At 51.3% G+C, this 21,189-nt stretch carries 17 protein-coding genes; 8 read left to right on the top strand and 9 right to left on the bottom strand.

The window, feature by feature from the left end:
- Positions 1-126: 126 nt before the first annotated feature.
- Positions 127-1,017, bottom strand: coding sequence for an NmrA family NAD(P)-binding protein (locus P2W70_RS30400; protein ID WP_276485350.1), 891 nt, complete (start codon positions 1,015-1,017; stop codon positions 127-129).
- A 74-nt stretch (positions 1,018-1,091) separates the two neighbouring features.
- Positions 1,092-1,520, bottom strand: coding sequence for a MarR family winged helix-turn-helix transcriptional regulator (locus P2W70_RS30395; protein WP_276485349.1), 429 nt, complete (start codon positions 1,518-1,520; stop codon positions 1,092-1,094).
- Between the two features lie 1,095 nt (positions 1,521-2,615).
- On the opposite strand from P2W70_RS30395, the gene ruvB reads away from it, so the two are divergent.
- Together ruvB and P2W70_RS30385 are read left to right on the top strand one after the other, a co-directional pair.
- Positions 2,616-3,647, top strand: coding sequence for a Holliday junction branch migration DNA helicase RuvB (ruvB, locus tag P2W70_RS30390; RefSeq protein ID WP_276485348.1), 1,032 nt, complete (start codon positions 2,616-2,618; stop codon positions 3,645-3,647).
- A gap of 493 nt (positions 3,648-4,140) precedes the next feature.
- Positions 4,141-5,070, top strand: coding sequence for a hypothetical protein (locus tag P2W70_RS30385; RefSeq protein WP_276485347.1), 930 nt, complete (start codon positions 4,141-4,143; stop codon positions 5,068-5,070).
- 211 nt (positions 5,071-5,281) lie between these two features.
- On the opposite strand, the gene P2W70_RS30380 is transcribed toward P2W70_RS30385, so the two are convergent.
- Entirely contained in the window at positions 5,282-5,983 is a 702-nt protein-coding gene (locus P2W70_RS30380) for a response regulator transcription factor (protein WP_276485346.1), read from the bottom strand.
- Positions 5,984-6,290: 307 nt separating this feature from the next.
- On the opposite strand from P2W70_RS30380, the gene P2W70_RS30375 reads away from it, so the two are divergent.
- Positions 6,291-6,662 (top strand): co-chaperone GroES, encoded by a 372-nt coding sequence (locus tag P2W70_RS30375; protein ID WP_276485345.1) that lies wholly within the window; start codon positions 6,291-6,293, stop codon positions 6,660-6,662.
- A 214-nt stretch (positions 6,663-6,876) separates the two neighbouring features.
- Complete coding sequence (locus P2W70_RS30370) at positions 6,877-8,448, top strand: helicase HerA-like domain-containing protein (RefSeq protein ID WP_276485344.1); 1,572 nt, start codon at positions 6,877-6,879, stop codon at positions 8,446-8,448.
- 78 nt (positions 8,449-8,526) lie between these two features.
- On the opposite strand, the gene P2W70_RS30365 is transcribed toward P2W70_RS30370, so the two are convergent.
- Both P2W70_RS30365 and P2W70_RS30360 read right to left on the bottom strand, forming a co-directional pair.
- The gene (locus P2W70_RS30365) at positions 8,527-10,437 is read right to left on the bottom strand and encodes a RecQ family ATP-dependent DNA helicase (protein WP_276485343.1); all 1,911 of its coding nucleotides are present in this window, start codon (positions 10,435-10,437) and stop codon (positions 8,527-8,529) included.
- Positions 10,438-10,494: 57 nt separating this feature from the next.
- Complete coding sequence (locus P2W70_RS30360; RefSeq protein ID WP_276485342.1) at positions 10,495-12,621, bottom strand: heavy metal translocating P-type ATPase; 2,127 nt, start codon at positions 12,619-12,621, stop codon at positions 10,495-10,497.
- Between the two features lie 251 nt (positions 12,622-12,872).
- On the opposite strand from P2W70_RS30360, the gene tsaE reads away from it, so the two are divergent.
- From tsaE to P2W70_RS30340, 4 genes are all read left to right on the top strand, one after another.
- A complete protein-coding gene (gene tsaE / locus P2W70_RS30355; RefSeq protein WP_276485341.1) occupies positions 12,873-13,286 on the top strand; it encodes a tRNA (adenosine(37)-N6)-threonylcarbamoyltransferase complex ATPase subunit type 1 TsaE in 414 nt (137 codons plus the stop codon).
- Positions 13,287-13,348: 62 nt separating this feature from the next.
- Positions 13,349-14,563 (top strand): alanine dehydrogenase, encoded by a 1,215-nt coding sequence (locus P2W70_RS30350; protein WP_276485340.1) that lies wholly within the window; start codon positions 13,349-13,351, stop codon positions 14,561-14,563.
- Positions 14,564-14,646: 83 nt separating this feature from the next.
- Positions 14,647-14,994: a hypothetical protein gene (locus P2W70_RS30345; protein ID WP_276485339.1), complete on the top strand. Its 348-nt coding sequence runs from the start codon at positions 14,647-14,649 to the stop codon at positions 14,992-14,994.
- A gap of 63 nt (positions 14,995-15,057) precedes the next feature.
- Positions 15,058-16,317: a hypothetical protein gene (locus tag P2W70_RS30340; protein ID WP_276485338.1), complete on the top strand. Its 1,260-nt coding sequence runs from the start codon at positions 15,058-15,060 to the stop codon at positions 16,315-16,317.
- 4 nt (positions 16,318-16,321) lie between these two features.
- Here the strand turns inward: P2W70_RS30340 and P2W70_RS30335 are convergent, their stop codons facing one another.
- The 4 genes from P2W70_RS30335 to lpxD all read right to left on the bottom strand — a co-directional run bounded on the left by P2W70_RS30335 (position 16,322) and on the right by lpxD (position 21,188).
- Positions 16,322-16,999: an ABC transporter ATP-binding protein gene (locus tag P2W70_RS30335; protein ID WP_276485337.1), complete on the bottom strand. Its 678-nt coding sequence runs from the start codon at positions 16,997-16,999 to the stop codon at positions 16,322-16,324.
- Entirely contained in the window at positions 16,980-17,786 is an 807-nt protein-coding gene (gene lpxA, locus P2W70_RS30330) for an acyl-ACP--UDP-N-acetylglucosamine O-acyltransferase (protein ID WP_276485336.1), read from the bottom strand. The genes P2W70_RS30335 and lpxA overlap by 20 nt, the downstream gene beginning before the upstream one ends.
- 222 nt (positions 17,787-18,008) lie before the next feature.
- A complete protein-coding gene (locus tag P2W70_RS30325; protein ID WP_276485335.1) occupies positions 18,009-19,415 on the bottom strand; it encodes a bifunctional UDP-3-O-[3-hydroxymyristoyl] N-acetylglucosamine deacetylase/3-hydroxyacyl-ACP dehydratase in 1,407 nt (468 codons plus the stop codon).
- Between the two features lie 726 nt (positions 19,416-20,141).
- The gene (gene lpxD, locus P2W70_RS30320) at positions 20,142-21,188 is read right to left on the bottom strand and encodes a UDP-3-O-(3-hydroxymyristoyl)glucosamine N-acyltransferase (RefSeq protein WP_276485334.1); all 1,047 of its coding nucleotides are present in this window, start codon (positions 21,186-21,188) and stop codon (positions 20,142-20,144) included.
- Between the last annotated feature and the right edge of the window lies 1 nt (position 21,189).

Below are 21,189 nucleotides of genomic sequence, written 5' to 3'. Positions count from 1 at the left end.
TGGGCAAAGGAGCTCACCTGGCTTTTATTATGCATAGAACAAAGTAGCGGGCATGTATAATTTAATTCCTTGCGCTAGTTGCCAATGGTTGATACGTTCATCAATGCCAATGCCCGGTTCCTTTGCTTATTGTGCGTTGTAGACGGTGGCGAATACTTTCGCGAAGTCGCCCAGTTTCACCTTGCCCAGTGTAGGTTGATGTTTCCAGTAATCTTCAGAGGCGAGGCCCTTGTCATTGGCAACACCCATTTCTACCAGGTTGTCAGCGCCAGATTCACCAAGGCCCGCTTGTAACAAAGCAGCTTTGGATTGTTCGTCCGTGAACTTCACCCAGGGCAGCTCTGGCTTACCGATTGCTTTGCCCAATTCGGCAGCAATCTGGTCGGTGCCCACTTCGTCGCTGGCGATGTATTGAACGCTATGTCCTTTGAAAGAAAGCTTCAGCAGCGCATCTGCAGCCACAGCGGCAATATCACTCGTATCTACGATGGGGAACTTACCCGCGGGTACGGTGTAGTTGTTGCCGATGATGTTGGCTTGCTTCACCAGGCCTGTCAGGGCAAGCAGGTTGTAGTAGAAGAAAGCGGGACGCAGGAACAGGAAATTGATGTTCGAAAGTTCGCCCAGTGCTTTTTCCGTGTTGTGTAAACCTACAATGGGACCGGTACCTTCAGCCAGGTGAGCGCCAATGCTACTCAGCAATACCACATGTTGAACGGGGCTGGCCTTGAGTGCGGCCGCATAGTTCTTACCTACCTGGGTGATAGCGGCTTTAAGGTCGGTAGCACCATAATTGGGCGGAATCATCAAATAGAGACCATCAGCTCCTTTAAAGGTTTCGCTGAGGAACGCTACATCGTCTACAGAGCCAATAGCTGCTTTAGCGCCCTTGGCGGTCAACTCGGCCAGGTTGGCGGCGTTGCGACCGACAACAGTAACGTGGTGGCCGGCGGCGAGCAGGGTTTCAGCAAGCGGCTTCGAGATGTGGCCAGCGCCACCGGTAATAACGTAATTCATAATGCAATGATTTTGTTGAATGAAGTAGATATTGTTATTAATGTTTGTATATACAAGTAATGTGGCAAAAAAAACTACTCAGGTAGTTTGTCAGCCAGCGCGGCCATATTCTTGACCATGCGGAGGCTTTCGTCTTTGCCGAGAATATTGGAATAATTCTCGGTAAAACTGTTCACGCATTCCAGCAGTTTAGGCAGTAAAGCTTTCGCTTTTTCGGTAGGGTATACTTTGGTCAGTTTCCCTTCTGTGCTGCGGGTCGCCAACCCCTTGTCTTCCAGTTTTTCGATCAGCCGGGTGATGGTCGAAGGGGTCAGGAGTAATTGCTCACTAAGTCCGGTAGGCTGAATGCCCGGTTCTTCGATCACCAGCAAAAGCAGGTAAGCATGGCTTGGCGACAGGTCGACCTGTTTCCAGGTCTCCATGGCCAACTTTTCGATCCTTCTGCCCAGGGCATTGGCGATGAAGTACATACAATGTTTGTATTTGCTTTCGGACGCTTTCATACTGACCACACAAAGGTAGGAAGTTTATTTGTATATGCAAATATGATTCGCGAAAAACCTGTTAAATGGCGGTCTCAGGGGCAAGAAGAATGCTGCCCAACAGGAAAGGCTGGTTTGGATAACGATGGTAAGCGGTTGACGTACAGCGGTTAAATTAGTCAAAAGCCCGTGTGCGAGAGGTGAGGGGCTGACAATGCCGCTACCAAAAAAAATTGAAAGCTGGTCTGGGCGGCCCCTGTTGGATCGCTGTGGTCGAGTGAGTCGTTGGATGCTGGTAATCGGGCAGGGAAGTCCTGGCTAACCCGTGGCGATCGCCTGTCTGGAGTAAACCAAGAGTAAAGCGAAAGTAAACCGGAAGTAAACCTGGAGTAAACCGAGACGGTTGATATGGCCCCTGGGAGAGGCAGTTTGGTCGTACCGGTGCACGCGGAGCACTGCTCCCTGCTGGCCATGCCGACCTACACTCCGACCGCCGGGGAGGCAGGGAAGGAAATGACCACGAAGCATTGACCGGGTGAATAGCATGTGCTAAAGATACGTTGCCAGCAAGCCCTTCCCCTCCTTTTGGTCGAACTTTATTAAAACCCTGAAACGGTCTTATAAAGGTTTGCGCCGGGACTTGTTCGGGAATGGACCGTGTTTTCATAGGTAAATACCGAAGAATTCCCGAAGAAGCCCCGAATAAGAGGCGAAGCAGGTACAGCCCCAAAAGGATACAGTTTCAGTGATCGACTAAAGGAATTATACAAGGTCGTGTTCGCTCACACGCGATGCTGCTTCCTACACGCCCATCGGTCTGCCGATCATTAAGGGCAGGTTCAACAAGGTGGGGTTTGCTCACACGCGGGAACGGGATGCGTGAAGTGCTTCTTCATACACAATCATTGGTCTGCCGATGATCACAAGCAGGTTCATGGATTCAGGTGTCGGAAACTCGACCGACTCGTACATTTTGGTGAAAGAAGTAGTGTGTTCCTGCGCGATGGTCCATTGCCACAGTATCCCGGCGTTTCAAACTGTACAGGCTGTATAAAATGTAAGCACATCGGATTACTGGCTTACTTTTGTGTAGTTTTACAAAGTTGACCGAAAAGCATGGCTAATCCAAACTTACATACAGAAAAAGGGTCCTTATCAGCAGCAGATAAAGAGTTCGAAAACAATATCCGGCCGAAGGAGATAGAAGACTTCTCCGGCCAGGGACAGATCATCGAGAACATCAAGATCTTTATCAAGGCAGCCAAGTTGCGGGGTGAGGCATTAGACCATGTATTGTTTCACGGTCCTCCCGGATTGGGCAAAACAACCCTCAGCCGTATCGTGGCCAATGAAATGGGCGTGAGCATTAAGGAAACCTCCGGCCCGGTCATTGAAAAGCCCGGCGACCTGGCAGGACTGCTCACCAACCTCGAGCCCAACGATGTATTGTTCATCGATGAGATCCATCGGTTGAGTACAGTGGTGGAAGAGTACCTCTATGCGGCGATGGAAGACTACCGCCTCGATATCATGATCGATAGCGGTCCCAACGCCCGCAGTATACAGATCTCCCTGAATCCTTTCACACTGGTAGGCGCTACCACGCGAAGTGGTTTGCTCACCGCCCCCTTGTTGTCACGATTTGCGATCAAAGCAAGGCTGGAATACTACAATGCAGAGACCCTGCAAAAGATCATTACGCGTGCAGCCAGTATCTTGAATGTAAAGATCACCTCCGATGCGGCGCATGAAATAGCGCGGCGCAGTCGGGGTACCCCACGTATAGGCAATGGCCTCCTGCGCCGCGTGCGCGATTTCGCACAGGTATTGAGCAATGGGGTCATCGACCTCGGCATCACACAACATGCCTTGCGTGCCTTGAATGTCGATGAGTATGGCCTGGATGAAATGGACAACCGTATCCTGCTGACCATCATCGATAAATTCAAGGGTGGCCCCGTAGGCATTACGACGATCGCAACTGCCGTGGGCGAAGAGACCGGAACCCTGGAAGAAGTATATGAGCCATTCCTGATCCAGGAAGGGTTTATCAAACGCACCCCGCGTGGCCGGGAAGTAACGGCCAAGGCCTATGAACACCTGGGGCGTACACCGGGCGCTGCCAGTGGTGCGAATGTGTTGTTTTAGCCAGCGCTCGTTACTGGCAAGCGGGGACGCACCCATCGATGAAGCCGTTCATACCATCCCTTACGATCAATCCTGCTTGATATATGTCATGGCCGCAACTTGCGGCCATGTTTGTTTTGTGGTGGTAAGTATTTACCGGATACAGCCTGGGTGCACAGTGAATGGCGGGAGTAAGGGGGGATCTAGTTTGAGCTATTGTTGCGCGTACTTTCAATAACAGCGCGGATGTCGCGATAATGGTGCATTGCGTTGGATATTGTTACCGCTGCAAAATATTCGGTCTGTATGTTGCAAATATGAAGCATCATTGCGGTTCAGTTGATTACCGCGGTAACCTCAAATAAAAAATATTCGTTATCAAAAACCAACGCTTTCTTCCTTTCGTAAGTGGTATTCTTTTTGATCCTCTGCGGCCTGTTTGGTCGCTGTTTACTAAGTAGCATTTATTACACCCCTCTGATTTTGTAAACGGTAACAATTTATCGTCATTGCTATGAGACTATTGCATTCATTCGTGATGCTATGGGTGGTATTCCTATGCGCCCATGAAGCATCTGGTCAGTACTATTTCTATGATAACGATTACCTCGAACCCGATGTCCTGTGGGAAGCCGGTGTGTCTGTTGGTGCTATGAATGCCATGACAGACCTGGGTGGCAAAAAGGGAGTAGGTAAGCGGTTCATCAAAGACCTCAATGCCCGCAACTATAATTTTGCCGGCGGTTTCTATGTAGGTGCTTTGTACCATCATATCATCGGTGGTCGCTTCGATCTTACTTTTGGAAAGGTCAGCGGGGCTGATAATACGCTGATGGGCGATGTGGGCGCCGCAGAGGGCCGCCTGCTGCGTAACCTGTCGTTCATGAGCAAGATCACCGAGGCGGCTTTGCTGGCAGAATTCCATCCCGTGCCGTTGTTTGAGTCGTATGCCCAGGAACCCTCCGAGTTTTCTCCGTACATCGTGGGTGGTGTAGGTCTCTTTCATTTCAATCCACAAGCATTCAATGGGTACCAGTGGGTCGATCTGCAGCCCTTGCGGACCGAAGGACAGGGTTTTGCAGCCTTCCCCGACCGGAAACCCTATAAGCTGACACAGGTCAATTTCCCCCTGGGGATTGGTATCAAATATGAAGTGTCGGCATTCCTCAATGCGCGGCTGGAAGTCATGCACCGTTTCCTGAATACCGATTACCTCGATGATGTGAGTACTACCTACATCGACCCATCACGTTTTGCAGAAGAGCTGAACCCCAAGCAGGCGGCGCAGGCCGTGCAACTTGCCGATCGCCGGCAGGAACTTGATCCATCGATTGTAACGCATGAGGGCAGCATACGGGGCAATTCGCGCTACAATGATTCTTATTTCACGGTACAGTTCAAGTTGAGCATGTCCATCGGACGTACGAGGCGGGTGAAGTGGTGAGGCGATGCTTGTCACCAGCCGACGATGCCGTGCCTGCCGGGTGGTTGAAAGACTAGTCTGAATGGCCAGGTATGAAGTGTGAGATGCAACGTGGTGAAGTGGTGAGCAGGTGAAGTCACGGAGTAATGGGCCGCAAATGGAGCGTCTGTAAAAGCAAAAATCCCGCCATGGGAGGCAGGAGTTTTGACTATTTAAGATCCGTACAAATGAACTAAGCAACTGGAACAACCAGGCGGAAACCATTGCCGTGGATGTTCACGATCTCGATCTTGTCGTCTTCCTTCAGGTACTTGCGCAGCTTCGCAATGTACACATCCATACTGCGACCGTTGAAGTAAGTATCGCTACCCCAGATCTTCTTGAGCGCCTGCTCGCGGGGCAGCAGGTCATTCATATGTTCAGCCAGCATTTTCAGCAGCTCATTCTCTTTGGGAGAAAGCGTTTGCATTTTACCGGCATGACTGAGCTCACGTAATTTAGGATTGAAGTGGTAGCTGGCCAGATCAAACTCCTTGTTCTCGGCTTCGCGGGTAACTTCTTCATTGCGCTTCAGGATCGCTTTGATCTTCAGCAACAACACTTCGCTGTCGAAAGGTTTGGTAATATAATCGTCGGCGCCGAGTTTATATCCCTGGATAATGTCTTCCTTCATGGTCTTGGCACTGAGGAAGAATAAAGGAATATCCGGATCGATGTCACGGATCTCTTCGGCAAGCGTGAAGCCGTCCATGTGCGGCATCATGATGTCCAGCAGGCAGAGCTCGAATTTCTCCCGTTGAAATGCTGCCAGTCCAAGACGGCCATCGCGTTCCAGGGTTACATCAAAATCATTTAACTCCAGATAATTCTTCAGTACACTGCCCAGGTTCTGATCATCTTCGCACAATAGAATTTTCGGTTTCTTTCCTTCCATTATTAGGTAGATTTAGTTCGATAGTGTAAATAAAATTAAATCATTTGCTATATCCCACAAGCCGCGTGTAATATTTTGTTAATAAAACCGGGAAAAGCCCCATGGCCGCTGGCTAGGGCCATCGGGTGAGGCGGGCGTGGAGCGGCTCCCGGCTAGGAAAACAAACCTGATCCATCATGGGTTCCAATAGACAATTCCTATCCTTTGTATGCCCCTGTTGAACGATCGGGGCGGTATACTGCCCCTGCGCTGACAGGGCCGGCAGATATAATCCTAAAGCGTTACATTCGCGGTTTAAGTTTATTGTATGCGACTGACGAATGATAATACTTTCAAGAAATTAATAGTGATCGGCGACCGGGTGCTGGTGCGCCCCTCGAAAGCAAATGAACGGACCGACAGTGGTCTCTACCTGCCACCCGGCGTACAGGAGAAAGAAAAAGTACAACAAGGATATGTGATCAAGACCGGTCCGGGGTATGCGATCCCCATGCCGGTAGAAGATGAGAGCTGGAAGAATGCCGACGAACAGGTGAAATACATTCCTCTGCAAGCCAGGGAAGGCGACCTCGCCGTATTCCTGCTCAGCGGTGCCACCGAGGTGATGTACGAAAACGAAAAATACTATATCGTTCCGCAGAGCGCCATCCTCATGCTCGAGCGCGAAGAAGATATGTAAGGAAGTGAACGCCTTGACCGGGCTGCATCGGGAAACTGATGCAGCCCGTTTGTATTTTCAGCTATCGCAGGGCGTTTGTTTACAAGCCATTCCCGTCATGGTTTCCTAGTGGGGCAGATGCGTCCCGCACTGGTCAGGAATAGCACACGGATAACAATTATTTTCAGTGCGTTATTCCATCAATCCCTTATCTTTCCCGTATCAATCATGCTATATGTCAACCAACGAACAATTCCTGCAAGCTGTACAGGCTGGCTATACATTTAAAGGAGAATCTGCCGTATTGGGCGTAGGCGTACTCGACAAATCGCCCGTGCCCGGCGCACTGGTCAGACTGCCCCTCAAAACCATGAACCGGCACGGCCTCATCGCCGGTGCCACCGGTACCGGTAAAACCAAAACCCTGCAGGTGATCGCCGAAGCACTCAGCGATGCCAGCGTACCCGTATTGCTGATGGACATCAAAGGTGACCTCAGTGGTATCGCAGCTGCCGGTTTGGAGAACGACAAGATTAAAGAGCGCATGGCCATCATCGGGGATACCTACAAGCCCGGCGCTTTTCCGGTAGAACTGATGAGCCTCAGCACCGAACATGGCGTACGCTTACGGGCTACGGTGAGTGAGTTTGGTCCGATCCTCCTCTCGAAGATCCTTGACCTCAACGATACCCAACAGGGCCTGGTGGCCATGATCTTCAAATACTGCGACGACAACAAGCTGCCCCTGCTCGATCTCAAAGACTTTATCAAAGTATTGCAGTTCGTCAGCAACGAAGGCAAAGCAGAAATAGAAAAGCAATACGGTAAGATCGCTTCTACCAGCACCGGCACCATCCTGCGCAAAGTGATCGAACTGCAACAGCAGGGCGCAGATGTGTTCTTTGGCGAACCTTCTTTTGAAGTGGATGACCTTATGCGCATCGCCGATGATGGCCGGGGTATGATCAATGTACTACGCGTAACGGATATGCAGAACAGGCCCAAACTGTTCTCCACCTTCATGCTGCAACTGCTGGCCGAGCTCTATGCCACCCTGCCCGAAGCAGGTGACCTCGACAAGCCCAAGCTGGTGATGTTTATCGACGAAGCACACCTCGTTTTCCAGGAAGCCACCGATGCCTTATTGCAACAGATAGAAACGGTCATCAAGCTGATCCGCTCGAAGGGCGTGGGTATCTTCTTCTGTACGCAGAACCCGCAGGATGTGCCGGCCAGTGTGCTGAGCCAGCTGGGTTTGAAGGTGCAGCATGCGCTGCGCGCCTTCACGGCTGCCGATCGTAAAACGATCAAGCAGGCCGCAGCCAACTATCCTGAAACGGACTTCTACCAGACGGAGCAACTGCTCACCGAACTGGGTATCGGGGAAGCGCTCGTGACGATGCTCAATGAAAAGGGGATTCCCACCCCATTGGTACATACGATGCTGGTATCACCCCGCTCACGCATGGATGTGCTGACCGATCGGGAGATCGATACCTTGGTCAGTAAGTCCAAACTGGTGAAGAAATACGCCGAGACCGCCGACGCAGAAAGTGCTTACGAAATACTGACGGCCAAGCTGGAAGAAGCTGCTGCCCGGGAAGAAGAAGCCAAAGCGGAGAAAGAAGAGAAGAAAGCAGCCGGCAAAGCCAAGCAGGAGAAGTCGACCATCGAGAAAGTGCTGGACAATTCGGTAACCCGCCAGATCGGTCGCACAGCTGCTAACGTGATCACCCGTAGCTTGCTCGGTGCCCTCGGACTGGGGGGCAAGAGCAGCAAGAAGAAAAGCAGTAGTAGCTGGTTTTAAGTAGCCGGAACGAATAAGAATCAATAAACGCCGCCCTGGACAGCCGGGGCGGTTTTCATTTGTCCGGTGCGTGCCCCCTCAAGGCTGCACCTTACTGATGCCCCCTTTCTCATCTACCGCAATCACTTGCTCGGCCTGCATAAACTGGATCACCTTCCAGGCCTTTTCTTTTTTGATGCCGGTGAGTTGCTGAAAGAGCTGATCGGCAGTAATTGGTTGCTGTCCGATCACGGAAGTAATACGTTGCTGGATCAGGTTGAATTCTTCGGGCGTCAATGCCTGTTGCTGGCTATTGAGACAGTTGTCACAGATACCGCATGGCCTGGCCGCCTTGTCACCGAAATAAGCAGCGATGTACTGGCTGCGGCATTGCTCTTTGTCGGTGATGAACTTCATCATCGCTTCCACACGGTCCTGGAACTGTTTTTTGCGCTTACCGTATTCCACCTGGTTGATGTAAAGGTCTTCTTTCTTCACCCGGTTGCGCAGGAAGTATATCTGTGGTTTGTCCTTCTGCGGCGTGTATTCAATGATGGCATTGGCATCGAGTATCTTCAGCTGCCGGATGATCGTTGGCTCATCAAGCGCCAGGATATACACCAGTGATTTCTCCTGGATACTGACCGGCATATCGAAGATGCCTTCGTAGGTGCGCAACAAGGCATGGATCAACGGTTCCAGTACCGGTGCGCTCTTCTCAAACTCATACAGCCAATCTTTGCCGGTAACAAACTGCACCCGGGAAGGCAGCAGTACCTGCTCATTGAAGCTGAGCCAGCCATCCTGTTCGAGGGCTTTGAGGGCGTACGTGGTGATCCAGGCGTCGAGCTTGAACTTACTGGTAAAGTCAGTGATATCGAAATTATAATACACCCCATCGCCCGACATGACCGGTATCTGCAGGTAATTGCCGATTGCATTGTACACCGTGCGGATATCTTCTAAAGATGGAAACCGGAAATCGGGTAAGGCAGCGAGCTCGTCCAATACCTTGTAGTCATGCAATAGCACGGCATAGGCTTTCTCCCCATCCCGTCCGGCGCGGCCTGCTTCCTGGTAATAGTTCTCGATGCAGTCGGGTACATCGGCATGAATAACCGTGCGTACATTGGGTTTGTCGATGCCCATCCCAAACGCATTGGTGCAAACGATCACCCGGGTCTTGTCTTTGATCCAGTTCTCCTGTTTACGATTGCGTTCTTCTGCCGAGAGACCCGCATGGTAAAAGTCGGACTGAATGCCCTGTGTATTGAGTTGCTCACTGATCGTCTGTGTACGCTTGCGGCTTTTGCAATACACGATGCTGCTGCCCGGTACTTTCTGCAGAATGTCGACGATCTTGGTGATGCGGGTATCCACCTCAAATAAGCTGTAAGAAAGGTTCGGTCGCTCGAACGACTGGCGGAATATCGCTGGTTTGACAAAGGCGAGTTTCTCGCAGATATCTTCCTGCACCATCGGGGTAGCCGAGGCGGTCAGGGCCAGGACAGGCACATCGGGTAGTTCTTCCCGCAGAGCGGCAATGCGCAGGTAGGGTGGCCTGAAATCATATCCCCATTGAGAAATACAGTGTGCCTCATCTACCGCTATAAGATTTACATCGAGTGCGGGCAGGTATTCCTTGAATAAATTGGTCTCCAGTCGCTCGGGAGAGACGTATAAGAACTTACAGTTACTTTCTGTGGCTACCTTGAGCGCATTGATCACATCGCGGCGGCTCATGCCCGAGTAAATAGCATAGGCCGTGATACCTTTGCGCCGCAGGTTCTCGACCTGGTCTTTCATCAGGGCGATCAGCGGACTCACCACCAGGCACAACCCATCCATGGCCATGGCCGGCACCTGGAAGCAGATGGATTTACCGCCGCCCGTAGGCAGCAGGGCCAGAGTGTCTTTTCCCGCCAGGATGGAATTGATGATATCTTCCTGCAGGGGACGAAAATGTTCGTGTCCCCAGTATTCTTTAAGTATGTATTGGATGTTGGGCATGGAGGTAGTCGGGGCCTGGAGCTGATCTGCTGGTAGCAGTCAGCCGTGCGCATTGGGTCAGGTAACTTTTTTCACGAACAAACGTACTGAATTAACCGCAAGTACCACATCACTCAATCCCATCACGAGGGCGCCGAGGGTAGGGGTAAGCAGTCCGACGGCCGCCACAGGAATGGCAATGATGTTATAGATAAATGCCCAGAATAAATTCTGTTTGATGGTCATAAAGGTGTGCCGGCCCAATCCCAGCGAAAGAGGGAGGTTTTTAATACCCTGGTTCATCAGCACCACATCAGCGGTTTGCATCGCAATCTGCGACGCCTCGCTGAGCGAAATACCAATCGTAGCTTTCGCGAGGGCGGGTGCATCGTTGATGCCATCACCCACCATGGCGGTAGAGCCCTGCAGGGTGAGGTCTTCCACCACCGTCAGTTTTTCTTCCGGCGATTTCTCGGCAATCACTTCGTCGATACCGACAAAGGTGGCCAGTTGTTGGCATTTGGCCAGCCGATCACCGCTCAGCAACACCGTACGGATATTCTGGTGACGCAGGTATTGCACTACCTGGATGGCTTCGGGACGGATCTCATCTTTCACATCGATCCAGCCCAGCAGCTCTTCATTCTTCATGATGTACACGTTGTGGCTGTCGTCGCGGGTATGGGCCATGGCCACCTGGTACGAGCCGGCCTGGTACACATCGCCTTCTTTGGTAGTACCCTTCATACCCTTGCCTTTGATCTCTTCGATCGATTGCCAGAGTATGTTTTGCGGGTGCTTCCAGTTGGCAGCGATGCTTTGTGCAATGGGGTGGTTGGAGTATTTCTCCAGCGAACTGGCGATCTTTTTAAACTCGTCAACAGCGATCCCTTCTGCCATGATTTTGTAATCGGCCAGTACGAACTTGCCGGTGGTGAGGGTGCCGGTTTTATCGAATACCACCTGGCGGATGCTTTTGAACAACTCCAGGCTCTTGGCATTACGGAAGAGGATACCGTTGCGGGCCGCACGGCCCAGGCCGACGGCAATGGCGGCGGGAGTAGCGAGGCCCATCGCACAGGGACAGGCGATCACTAATACGGCGATGCTGCGCATCAGGGAGGCGGTGAAGTCGTGCAGCACGATCCAGTTGACGATCAGCGTCACCGCGGCGATGCTCAATACCACGGGAACAAAGATGGCGCTGATCTTGTCGGCCATTTGTTGTACGGGAGGTTTTTCACCCTGTGCCCGTTTTACCAGGTTGATGATATTGGCGAGTACGGAGTCTTTGGCTTCAGCCGTGACCTGTGCACGTACGGTGCCATCTACCACCAGGCTGCCCCCGATGAGGGTGTCCTTCGACTTCTTGTGTACGGGCAGGCTTTCACCCGTCAGCAGGGATTCGTTGACGGTAGCATCGCCGGCGAGTATCTTGCAATCGGCCGGTACCTGTTCACCATTTTTGATGAGGACCAGGTCGCCGGAGCGAAGCGCTGTATTTTCTACCGGAAACACATGCTCTTCTCCCTCGGTATAGGCGATCATATTGGCCATCACCTTTTGCGAGCGGGCGAGTTTGTTGAGGGCCCGCTGGGTGGATTGAATAGAAGCGTCTTCCAGGTAATTGCCCAGGAAAACGAGGGTAATGACAGAAGCGGCGGTTTCGTAAAAGATGTATTCGGCGCCCAGGTGAAAGAGGGTGCCGATGAGGCTGTAGACAAAGGCAGCCGTGGCGCCGATGGCTACCAGTACGTTCATATTGGGCATGCCGTTGCGGATGCTCTTGATGGCGCTGCGGCCAAAAAAGTCCATGCCGACGATGAAGACGGGCGTACACAAGGCCAATTGTATCCAGGGGTTCATCAGCCATTCCAGGTGCCACCATTTGTCGACCATGTGCAGCATCAGGGGGGCGGTGAACAGGAGGCAAAAGAGGAAACGCTGTTTGTGATTGGTGAAGAGCCGGCGGCGTTTGGGAGTAGTTATTTCGCCTGCTTCGTCGTGTACGGTATAACCCAAAGACTCGATGCCTTTGACGATCTGCTGGCTGGCGCCCTGGTGTCCATTCAGGTCAAAGCTGACATCCCCGCTCGCCAGGCTGACTTTCACATCCTTCATACCCTCTTTCTCGAGGTATTTATGGATGGTTAGCGCGCAGTTAGAGCAGGTCATGCCATCAACTTTCCAATTCACTGTTTTCATTTACTTGCCGGGTTTTTGATCTCACTATGATAACGCTGCAGGATCTTCCCCGACCGTACAGTTCATAGTATATTGGTGCACTGGTTAGTTGGTTGGCAATTCATAGAATTTCGCTCTATGGGGAAGATTGCATCGGGGTTGCTGCAAATTTACCGCGTATTGGCGGGCGTACGCTGGCAATCTACGATTAATATCTTTACCCGGTTGCAAATTCCTGCCTGTGATGGCGGCCGGCCGTATCTTTGCGGCCTATGGAAATACGGTTTACGCTGGATGAAATAGGGGAGGCTGCCCGGAAGTGCTGGGAGGCCGCGGGCAATGCCCGGGTTTTTGCCTTGCACGGCGCCATGGGCGCCGGGAAAACGACCTTCTCACACGCCCTATGCGATGCGAAAGGGGTGACCAGTATGGTGGGAAGTCCTACTTTTTCCATTATCAATGAATACGCCTGGCCAGGCGGTAAAATGTACCATATCGACCTGTACCGGCTGAAAGACGAAGAAGAAGCGATGCAGGCCGGGGTGGAGGATTGCCTGTATTCGGGTAATATTTGCCTGGTCGAATGGCCCGAACGGGCACCCGGTATTTTTCCGGAAAACACCCTGTCGCTATACCTCGAGGCCATTGATCCTCAAACCCGTGTTCTGAGGATCGCGGATAATTGAGTATATTTGATGGCTCTCCGACAATTAATCAACAGCAACCAGAAAAAACTGAAAACCGCTTCATGTCTCAGCAAAAACCGATCATCAGCACCTCTTTCAGTTACGAAACACTTGAAGAAAAACTTGATATAAAACCCAAGGGGGCACAGCTGCATATTGGCATTCCTAAGGAAAGGGCTTTCCAGGAAAACCGTATCGCCCTCACCCCCGAAGCGGTGGGTGTATTGATCAGCAATGGACATGAAGTCGTGATAGAACATAATGCCGGCGATGCGGCGCATTACCGCGACCGGGATTATAGTGAAGCCGGCGCCCGGATCGTGTACGACAAAGCAGAAGTATACAGATCACCCATCCTGGTAAAAAGTGCGCCGGTGGTAGAGGAAGATCTTCCTTACCTGCAGCAAAACCAGGTGGTCATTTCCCCCATTCATCTGTCGGCCATGAAAGCCGAGTTGCTCCAAAAGATGATGGACAAGCGCATAACCGCCATTTCATTTGAGAACCTGAAAGATGACAGCGATAGCCTGCCTATTGTACGTAGTATGAGTGAGATCGCGGGCAGTGCGGTGATGCTGATCGCCGCCCAGTACCTGGGGTCTGCCAATCACGGTAAGGGAGTATTGCTGGGTGGTATTTCCGGTATTCCGCCTACCAAGGTCATCATTCTGGGGGCAGGGATCGTGGGAGAGTTTGCAGCCCGTGCCGCTTTGGCACTGGGTGCTTCTGTAAAAGTATTCGACAACAGTGTATACCGCCTCAAGCGGTTGCAGAACAATATCGGCCAGCGCATGTGGACGTCGGTGCTGGAGCCGCGCATCCTGGCCAAGCAGCTCAAGACCTGTGAGGTGGCGGTGGGTGCCCTGGCATCGACCAGTGGCCGCACACCGGTAGTGGTATCCGAAGAAATGGTCAGCAATATGCGCCCCGGTAGTGTCATCATCGACGTGAGCATCGATCGTGGCGGTGTTTTTGAAACCTCCGAGATCACCAGTCATGAGCGTCCCATCTTCATGAAGTATGGCGTTATCCATTATTGTGTACCCAATATTCCCTCGGGTTTTGCGCGTACGGCTTCGCAGGCGATCAGCAATGTGTTGATGCCTTTGTTGCTGGAGGCGGGTGAAGAAGGTGGATTCGAATCGCTGGTATGGCACAAAGTGCACTTGCGCAGCGGCATCTATCTCTTCAAAGGTTCGCTGACGAACTTCCACCTCAGTCAGCGCTTCGACCTCAAGTATACCGATCTCAATTTGCTGATCGCGAGTCAGCGGTAGAGTTGACGATAACCTGGCGTATGGAACAGGAGAGCTGGAGAATTTTCATTGCATTTGTCTGTGCGGTGCACGTGTGGCTACCCATGTTAGTTGATAGAATGAACGGTTGGTTGCAAGTGGTGCGTTACCGCTGTATCAACTATGGTATTACTATACTACTGGCTTTATCGTATTTCATCTTTCCTTCTTCTACAGCAGTCAGAACGGATTGGCTGATCTTCCTCTTTAGTCCTCTTATTTTCTATTCACTGCATTGGATCTTCGACATGGCCATACGCCTGATGTTTGGCAGGTACTTCATAGTGACGAAATGGGGTAGCTCGAATGGCTACCGATACAATGTGGTAGATGTGATCTTTTCTGGCCTGGGTATTTTTGCCAGTACAATGGTGCCCATCTTCTGGCTGGAGCCCCTCCTCCGCGACCAGTAAGTTAATAACTGCCCGTCTCCCTCTGGCCTGATGTTTGTTTTTTTGACTGGTAAAACTGGTCGTATGAGAAAGATATTCTTCCTGTTTACCTTCATTTATTCAACAATATCGTGCTGGGCGCAGTCGTCCATTCCCTCCATCGATGGCTGGAAGATGCAGGAGCAGCAAGGGGTGTACAATTTTATACCTACCAGTAACGCCGGTAAGCCTTTTATCTACCAGTTGATGCCCTTGCGGGCAGTGAGCGGCGACGGCAGTGCGGCCTGGTTCAAAACCATCATGAACCAGGATGCACAGCAAGCGGGCTTCACGCAACCTGCCGATGACAAAGCCACCATCAATGTGTTGCAGGGCTTTTACAGTTTTACCAACCAGGTGTCGGACAAAGAAGGCAAGAAATGGCTGGTAGCTTATATGACTTACCGGTTGGAAGATGGAAAATACCGCCTGGCGCGCATGGTCAGTTACCCGGATGCGGCCTTCTTCAAAGCAACCATTCAACCCGCCATTGTGCATTTTGGCAAGGTGGCAAAGGGCGATGGTGTCGTGTTCAAAGGCGCTGACAATGGAAAAGGTAATACGGCGGCCAGCAATGAGAGTAGTAGTGATAAATCTACCGGACGGAGTACCCCCCGTCTGAAGGCGGAGGACTTTCTTACCGACAACGGCTTGAAGCCAGCACAGATAAAAGGTATGATCATGCACCTGGAATATACGATGAGCGGGGTGGGCGGTATGATGGTGGCCGAGTATGCGCCCTACCTGTTGCTAACCGATGGAACGATCTACAACGATCCGATCATCAGTCCCTATAAGTTTGATGTGGCAAAATCGAGGCAACTGGAGCCAAAGAAATGGGGTACCTGGAAGGAGGTAGGTAAAACGATCGTGACAGCCTGGCCCAACAAAGAGCGGGAGAAAGACAAAGCGGAGACCTGGGAGAAGCAATGGTTTTGGGCCAGACCTGCCGCGCCCAACGAAAAGATCAAAGGAAGTTATAAAACAATCTCGGGCGGCGGCAATACTGCGATGGGCGGTAATGTGATGATCATATCAGCGACCGACCTCACTTTTAATGAACAGGGCCAGTTTACCAAGGCCAGTGTAGGCGGCGGTAGTAATAGCGGCGACTTTGGCGTATCCTCCAGTACCTATGCACACAAGGAAGCTGCAGGCACGTATACCCTAAATGGTTACTCGTTGGAATTGAAATATAACAATGGCAAGGTAGAAAGCAAATCATTCTATTTTTACCCCGATTCGAAGGAAGCATTTGGCGTAGGGTCGAGCCCGTATGTGCCGAAGGGGAAGAAAAGCAAATAGGCGATCAACCAACCGGCTTCGTCTGTTTGTAGTCGAGAATGCTGATCGTTTCGTTGCAGAATCCATATTCCTGCAGGTCGTTGCTGCTGACGATCACCAGGCGATCGCTGCAATAGTCACGAATGAGTTGCTGGTACAGCGCAATCCCTTCTGCATCGAGGTTGGTGCAGGGTTCATCGAGCAATATACAGGGCACATCACTGAAGATGGCCTGCGCCAGTTTGACCCGTTGGCGCATCCCACTGCTATAGAAACGGATCTGTTTGTGGGCTGCTTTTTCCAGTCCGACCACACGAATGGCCTCCTCGATGGAAATTGCTGGCAGGAAGGGCTTGAAGGAAGTATGAAAATGGAGGAATTCAGTAACGCTCATTTCTTCGATCACTTCCAGGTAAGGAGCTGCAATGGCGATATGGCGGAACAGCAGATCCGGGTCGGATTTGCCAACCTTGGCAGGCCCTGCTGCGTTGCTGTTGTTGCCCACCTGCCCGTTTACCTGGTAATCCAGCACGCCTTCACTCATCATCAGCGCGCCGCCAATCACTTGCAGCAAAGTGGATTTACCCGAGCCATTGGGTCCGGTGATCGCATAGGCGTTGCCTGCGGTAAATTCGTACGTAACGTTACGGAATATCCAGTCGCGGTTGAAGCGCTTGCCTGCCTTAATCAGCGATATCTTCATCCACACTACCTTTTGAATAGCGTTTAATGATGCCACGTCCGCTTTCACGGATGAACGTCACGATCTCATCGCGCTCATCGGTAGCAGGAAACTCTTCTTCGAGGAATTCCAGGGCCTGGCTGGTGTTCATGCCCTTGTTGTATACGACACGGTAGATGTCGAGCAGGTGATTGATCTTGTCTACCGTAAAGCCTCTGCGTTTAAGACCTACAGAGTTGACGCCGGAGTAGCTGAGGGGAGCACGGCCGGCTTTAATATAAGGAGGTACATCTTTACCTACGAGTGAACCACCGCTTACGAAAGCATGCTGACCAACTTTTACAAACTGGTGTACAGCGCACATACCACCCAGGATCGCCCAGTCGCCCACTTCTACGTGACCGGCCAGTTGGGTATTGTTGCTGAGTACGCAGTAGCTTCCTACATGGCAATCGTGTGCCAGGTGGCTGTAAGCCATGATCAGGCTGTTATTGCCCACTTTCGTCTTCCAGCGGTCTTTGGTACCACGGTTGATGGTTACAAATTCGCGGATGGTAGTATTGTCTCCGATCTCTACCAACGTTTCTTCTCCATCGAATTTAAGATCCTGGGGAATGGCAGCGATAACAGCACCAGGGAAAATGCGGCAGTTCTTGCCGATCCGGGCGCCTTCCATAATGGTGACATTGCTACCAATCCAGGTACCTTCGCCAATTTCTACATTCTGGTGTATTACTGTAAAAGGATCTACTTTAACATTGGTTGCCAGCTTGGCGTTAGGATGGATATACGTATGCGGATGGATCATTGTATTGACGTTCTTGAGTGTAGCCTGAAACTGACTTTTTGGAGTGACGAACAGCTCTCCCCCTTGGGATTCCGGCTGCGTTTCGCCTGGCGTATACTTATGGATTGATTGATGTTTGATATTATATGATTATACTAAAATAGACAAAAGTCATGCAATTCACCCCTATTCTCAAATATAATTTATTGCGATAAGGATCTTTTGCACCATATAACCTGCTGACTATCCTCTCTTTACGAGCTGTGCCATCAGGTCTCCTTCTGTTGCTATCTTGTTACCGATATATACTTTTCCGCGCATTTCACAGATACCCCGGCGTATTGGAGCTATTAACTCCATTTTCAGGATCATCGTATCGCCCGGTACTACCTTTTGCTTGAACTTAACATTATCGATCTTCAAAAAGTAGGTATCGTACTGACCTTCCGGCATGGCGTTGATACAAAGAATACCACCTGTCTGCGCAAGTGCCTCGACCTGCAATACACCAGGCATTACCGGATTGTCGGGAAAATGGCCTTGAAAAAACGGTTCGTCGAAGGTTACATTCTTGATCCCCACAATGTGCTTGTCGCTCAATTCGATGATCTTATCGACCAACAGAAATGGATGGCGATGCGGCAAGGTCTTTTGTATCTGCTGTAACGTATAGACCGGTGGTTGGTTTGGATCGTACACCGGAATATCTTTTACATGTTTATTCTTCTTAATATACTGCTTGATCATGCGGGCAAAGTCGACATTCGAGCTATGACCGGGACGATTGGCAATGATATGCGCCTTGATGGGATATCCGATCAGGGCCAGGTCACCTACCACGTCGAGTAACTTGTGACGGGCGGGTTCGTTGGAGAAGCGCAACTCGAGGTTATTGAGGTAACCTTCGCTTTTCACTTCAATATTTTTACGGCCAAATGCTTTGGCCAGGCGATCCATTTCAGCTTCGGTAACGGGTTTGTCGACCACCACGATGGCGTTGTTGATGTCGCCACCCTTGATCAGGTTGTGTTCCAGCAGCATTTCCAGCTCGTGCAGGAAAACAAACGTGCGGGAAGAAGAGATCTCCGACTTGAAGTCTTTCATGCTCTTCAGGCCGGCATGCTGGGTTCCCAGTACGGGGCTGTTGAAGTCTATGAGTGTGGTGATCTTGTATTCCGTTGCAGGGAGGGCGGTCATTTCCACCCTTTTCTTTTCGTCGTAATGCGAAATATTGGTGTCGATGGTGTACCAGATCTTGGCTGCTTCCTGCTCTACAACGCCTGCTTCTTCAATAATCTTGATAAAGGGGGAAGAACTACCGTCTGCAATGGGAATTTCAGGTCCATCCAGTTCGATCAGGCAGTTGTCCACGCCCATACCTACGAGGGCAGCGAGAATATGCTCTACGGTGCTCACTTTGGCGCCGTTCTCTTCTATAGTAGTACCACGGGAAGTATCGGTAACGAGGTCACAATCAGCCTTGATGGTGGGTTGACCTGGAAGGTCGATGCGTTGGAAAAGGTAACCAAATCCTGCATTGGCAGGCTTTAGGGTCATGTTGACATTGATACCGGTATGCAAGCCGGTACCCGAAATGCTTACTGCAGAGCCTAGTGTATGTTGTTTATCCGGATTGAAGGTAGCGTCCATTCGAGTTTTTTAAAGGATCGCGCAAAGATAACAGAAAGTTTAATTGCCATGCCCGATTTGTGCAAGAGAATACTATAATCGGTTGTTAATGAAGCGGGTTCATTCTACCAGGGTGTTTGCCGACGGCATAGGCGGCGCGGGGCTTTGGGCGGGGGGGCAAAGTAGGCGGGTTGGGCCAAAGCAGGCAGGCGGCTGGCTGGACTGGGGCCAGAATTGGGCTGGATAAGGCATCACAGGCGGCTTTGGCCAAAGCAGGCAGGCTCTTGGCGGAGGCTGGCGGGTGTTGGATTGGATAAGGCATTCTGGAAGCTATATTGTTGACGCTGCGCAGCGTCCGGGCTGCTTCACCTGATCGTCGGAACGGCTCTTTCCCGTGTTGGGAATAGCCAGAATCTGGCCAGGGTCCAGCTAGGGTCTGGCTAGGGTCTGGCCAGGCTTGTCTATTTTTGGGAAATATAGTCGAAGAAGACCCGGCTGAGTGCCTGGAGCCTAGCGATTGCTGTCCATATACAATTCGGGAAGCAGGTATGAATCAGGTGGGCATTGATAGGTTGGAGGCCAGCGCGAAGGCATGCTCGCCATCAGGCCCTAAACGAAACAGGGGTAGCCGGCTGGCTACCCCTGTCTGGTATAAGATGTATAGTAATCTGATCGGTGTTCGATGAGGAGCAATGTCTCTATAAGGTCTCTATAAGGTCCCTGTAAGGTCTCGTTAAGCTCAGTCAACTAGACCTTTTCGGCCAGTAGCTGTTGCACGAGTTTTTCCAGTTCTTTGATCCGGCGTTCCATTTCAGGCAGGTTGCGGCTCAGGGCCTGGCTGCGTAGGGTGCTGGTATAATCAAAGGCGGGAGAGCCTGTTACAGCCGTATTGGGGGTTTTGATCGACTTGCTCACACCGCTTTGGGCATTGATCTTGGCGCCATCGGCAATGAAAAGGTGACCCACGATGCCCGCCTGTCCGCCAATCAATACGTTATTGCCCAGTTTGGTACTACCACTCACGCCTGCCTGCGCAGCGATCACGGTATTGGTACCCACTTCCACGTTGTGCGCGATCTGGATCAGGTTGTCAAGTTTCGCGCCAGTTTTGATGAGGGTGGAGCCCATAGTCGCGCGATCGATGGTTGCGTTAGCGCCAATCTCTACAAAGTCTTCTACCACTACATTCCCGATCTGCGGTACCTTTTTGAAACTTCCATCAGCCTGGGGGGCAAAGCCAAATCCATCACTGCCAACTACAGTGCCGGAATGGATCGTCACGTTTTTGCCGATCCAGCAGTCATGGTAGATCTTCACACCGGGGTGTACGATCGTATTGTCGCCCAACTTTACATTGTTGCCTACAAAGGCCTGGGGGTATATTTTGACATTATTGCCAAGTGTAACGTTCTCTCCGATATAACTGAAAGCACCTATGAAAATGTTTTCTCCCAGTTTGGCCGACTTGGCAATATAACTGGGTTCCTGAATGCCCACCATTTGCTGTGTCATTACCTCCTGGTATTTGGACAACAGGGTGGCAAAGGCGGTGTACGCATCGGGCACGCGAAGCAGGGTAGCCTGTACCGGCTGCTTGAGTTCCAGTGATGCGTTGACGATTACTATCGAGGCGCCTGTGGTGTACAGGTAATCTTCGTATTTGGGATTGGCCAGAAAAGCAAGTTGGCCAGCTTGTGCTTCTTCGATCTTACTGAAAGTTGCTACCGCAGCGTTGGCGTCGCCTTCGACGGTTGCGTTTATGAGCATGGCTATCTGTGCTGCCGTGAATTGCATG

Origin of the sequence: Paraflavitalea pollutisoli, assembly GCF_029360705.1 — a bacterium.
Taxonomy (GTDB): domain Bacteria; phylum Bacteroidota; class Bacteroidia; order Chitinophagales; family Chitinophagaceae; genus Paraflavitalea; species Paraflavitalea pollutisoli.
This window is presented reverse-complemented; position numbering and strand designations above follow the sequence as displayed.

Bases quoted from the DNA above. Each gene is read 5' to 3' on its own strand.
- P2W70_RS30325 (WP_276485335.1), bottom strand. From the start codon at position 19,415: ATGGACGCTACCTTCAATCCGGATAAACAACATACACTAGGCTCTGCA.
- lpxA (WP_276485336.1), bottom strand. From the start codon at position 17,786: ATGATCCATCCGCATACGTATATCCATCCTAACGCCAAGCTGGCAACC.
- P2W70_RS30340 (WP_276485338.1), top strand. From the start codon at position 15,058: ATGAGAAAGATATTCTTCCTGTTTACCTTCATTTATTCAACAATATCG.
- P2W70_RS30400 (WP_276485350.1), bottom strand. From the start codon at position 1,017: ATGAATTACGTTATTACCGGTGGCGCTGGCCACATCTCGAAGCCGCTT.
- ruvB (WP_276485348.1), top strand. From the start codon at position 2,616: ATGGCTAATCCAAACTTACATACAGAAAAAGGGTCCTTATCAGCAGCA.
- P2W70_RS30375 (WP_276485345.1), top strand. From the start codon at position 6,291: ATGCGACTGACGAATGATAATACTTTCAAGAAATTAATAGTGATCGGC.
- P2W70_RS30365 (WP_276485343.1), bottom strand. From the start codon at position 10,437: ATGCCCAACATCCAATACATACTTAAAGAATACTGGGGACACGAACAT.
- P2W70_RS30385 (WP_276485347.1), top strand. From the start codon at position 4,141: ATGAGACTATTGCATTCATTCGTGATGCTATGGGTGGTATTCCTATGC.
- P2W70_RS30335 (WP_276485337.1), bottom strand. From the start codon at position 16,999: ATGAAGATATCGCTGATTAAGGCAGGCAAGCGCTTCAACCGCGACTGG.
- P2W70_RS30370 (WP_276485344.1), top strand. From the start codon at position 6,877: ATGTCAACCAACGAACAATTCCTGCAAGCTGTACAGGCTGGCTATACA.
- P2W70_RS30345 (WP_276485339.1), top strand. From the start codon at position 14,647: ATGTTAGTTGATAGAATGAACGGTTGGTTGCAAGTGGTGCGTTACCGC.
- tsaE (WP_276485341.1), top strand. From the start codon at position 12,873: ATGGAAATACGGTTTACGCTGGATGAAATAGGGGAGGCTGCCCGGAAG.
- P2W70_RS30350 (WP_276485340.1), top strand. From the start codon at position 13,349: ATGTCTCAGCAAAAACCGATCATCAGCACCTCTTTCAGTTACGAAACA.
- P2W70_RS30395 (WP_276485349.1), bottom strand. From the start codon at position 1,520: ATGAAAGCGTCCGAAAGCAAATACAAACATTGTATGTACTTCATCGCC.
- P2W70_RS30380 (WP_276485346.1), bottom strand. From the start codon at position 5,983: ATGGAAGGAAAGAAACCGAAAATTCTATTGTGCGAAGATGATCAGAAC.
- lpxD (WP_276485334.1), bottom strand. From the start codon at position 21,188: ATGCAATTCACGGCAGCACAGATAGCCATGCTCATAAACGCAACCGTC.
- P2W70_RS30360 (WP_276485342.1), bottom strand. From the start codon at position 12,621: ATGAAAACAGTGAATTGGAAAGTTGATGGCATGACCTGCTCTAACTGC.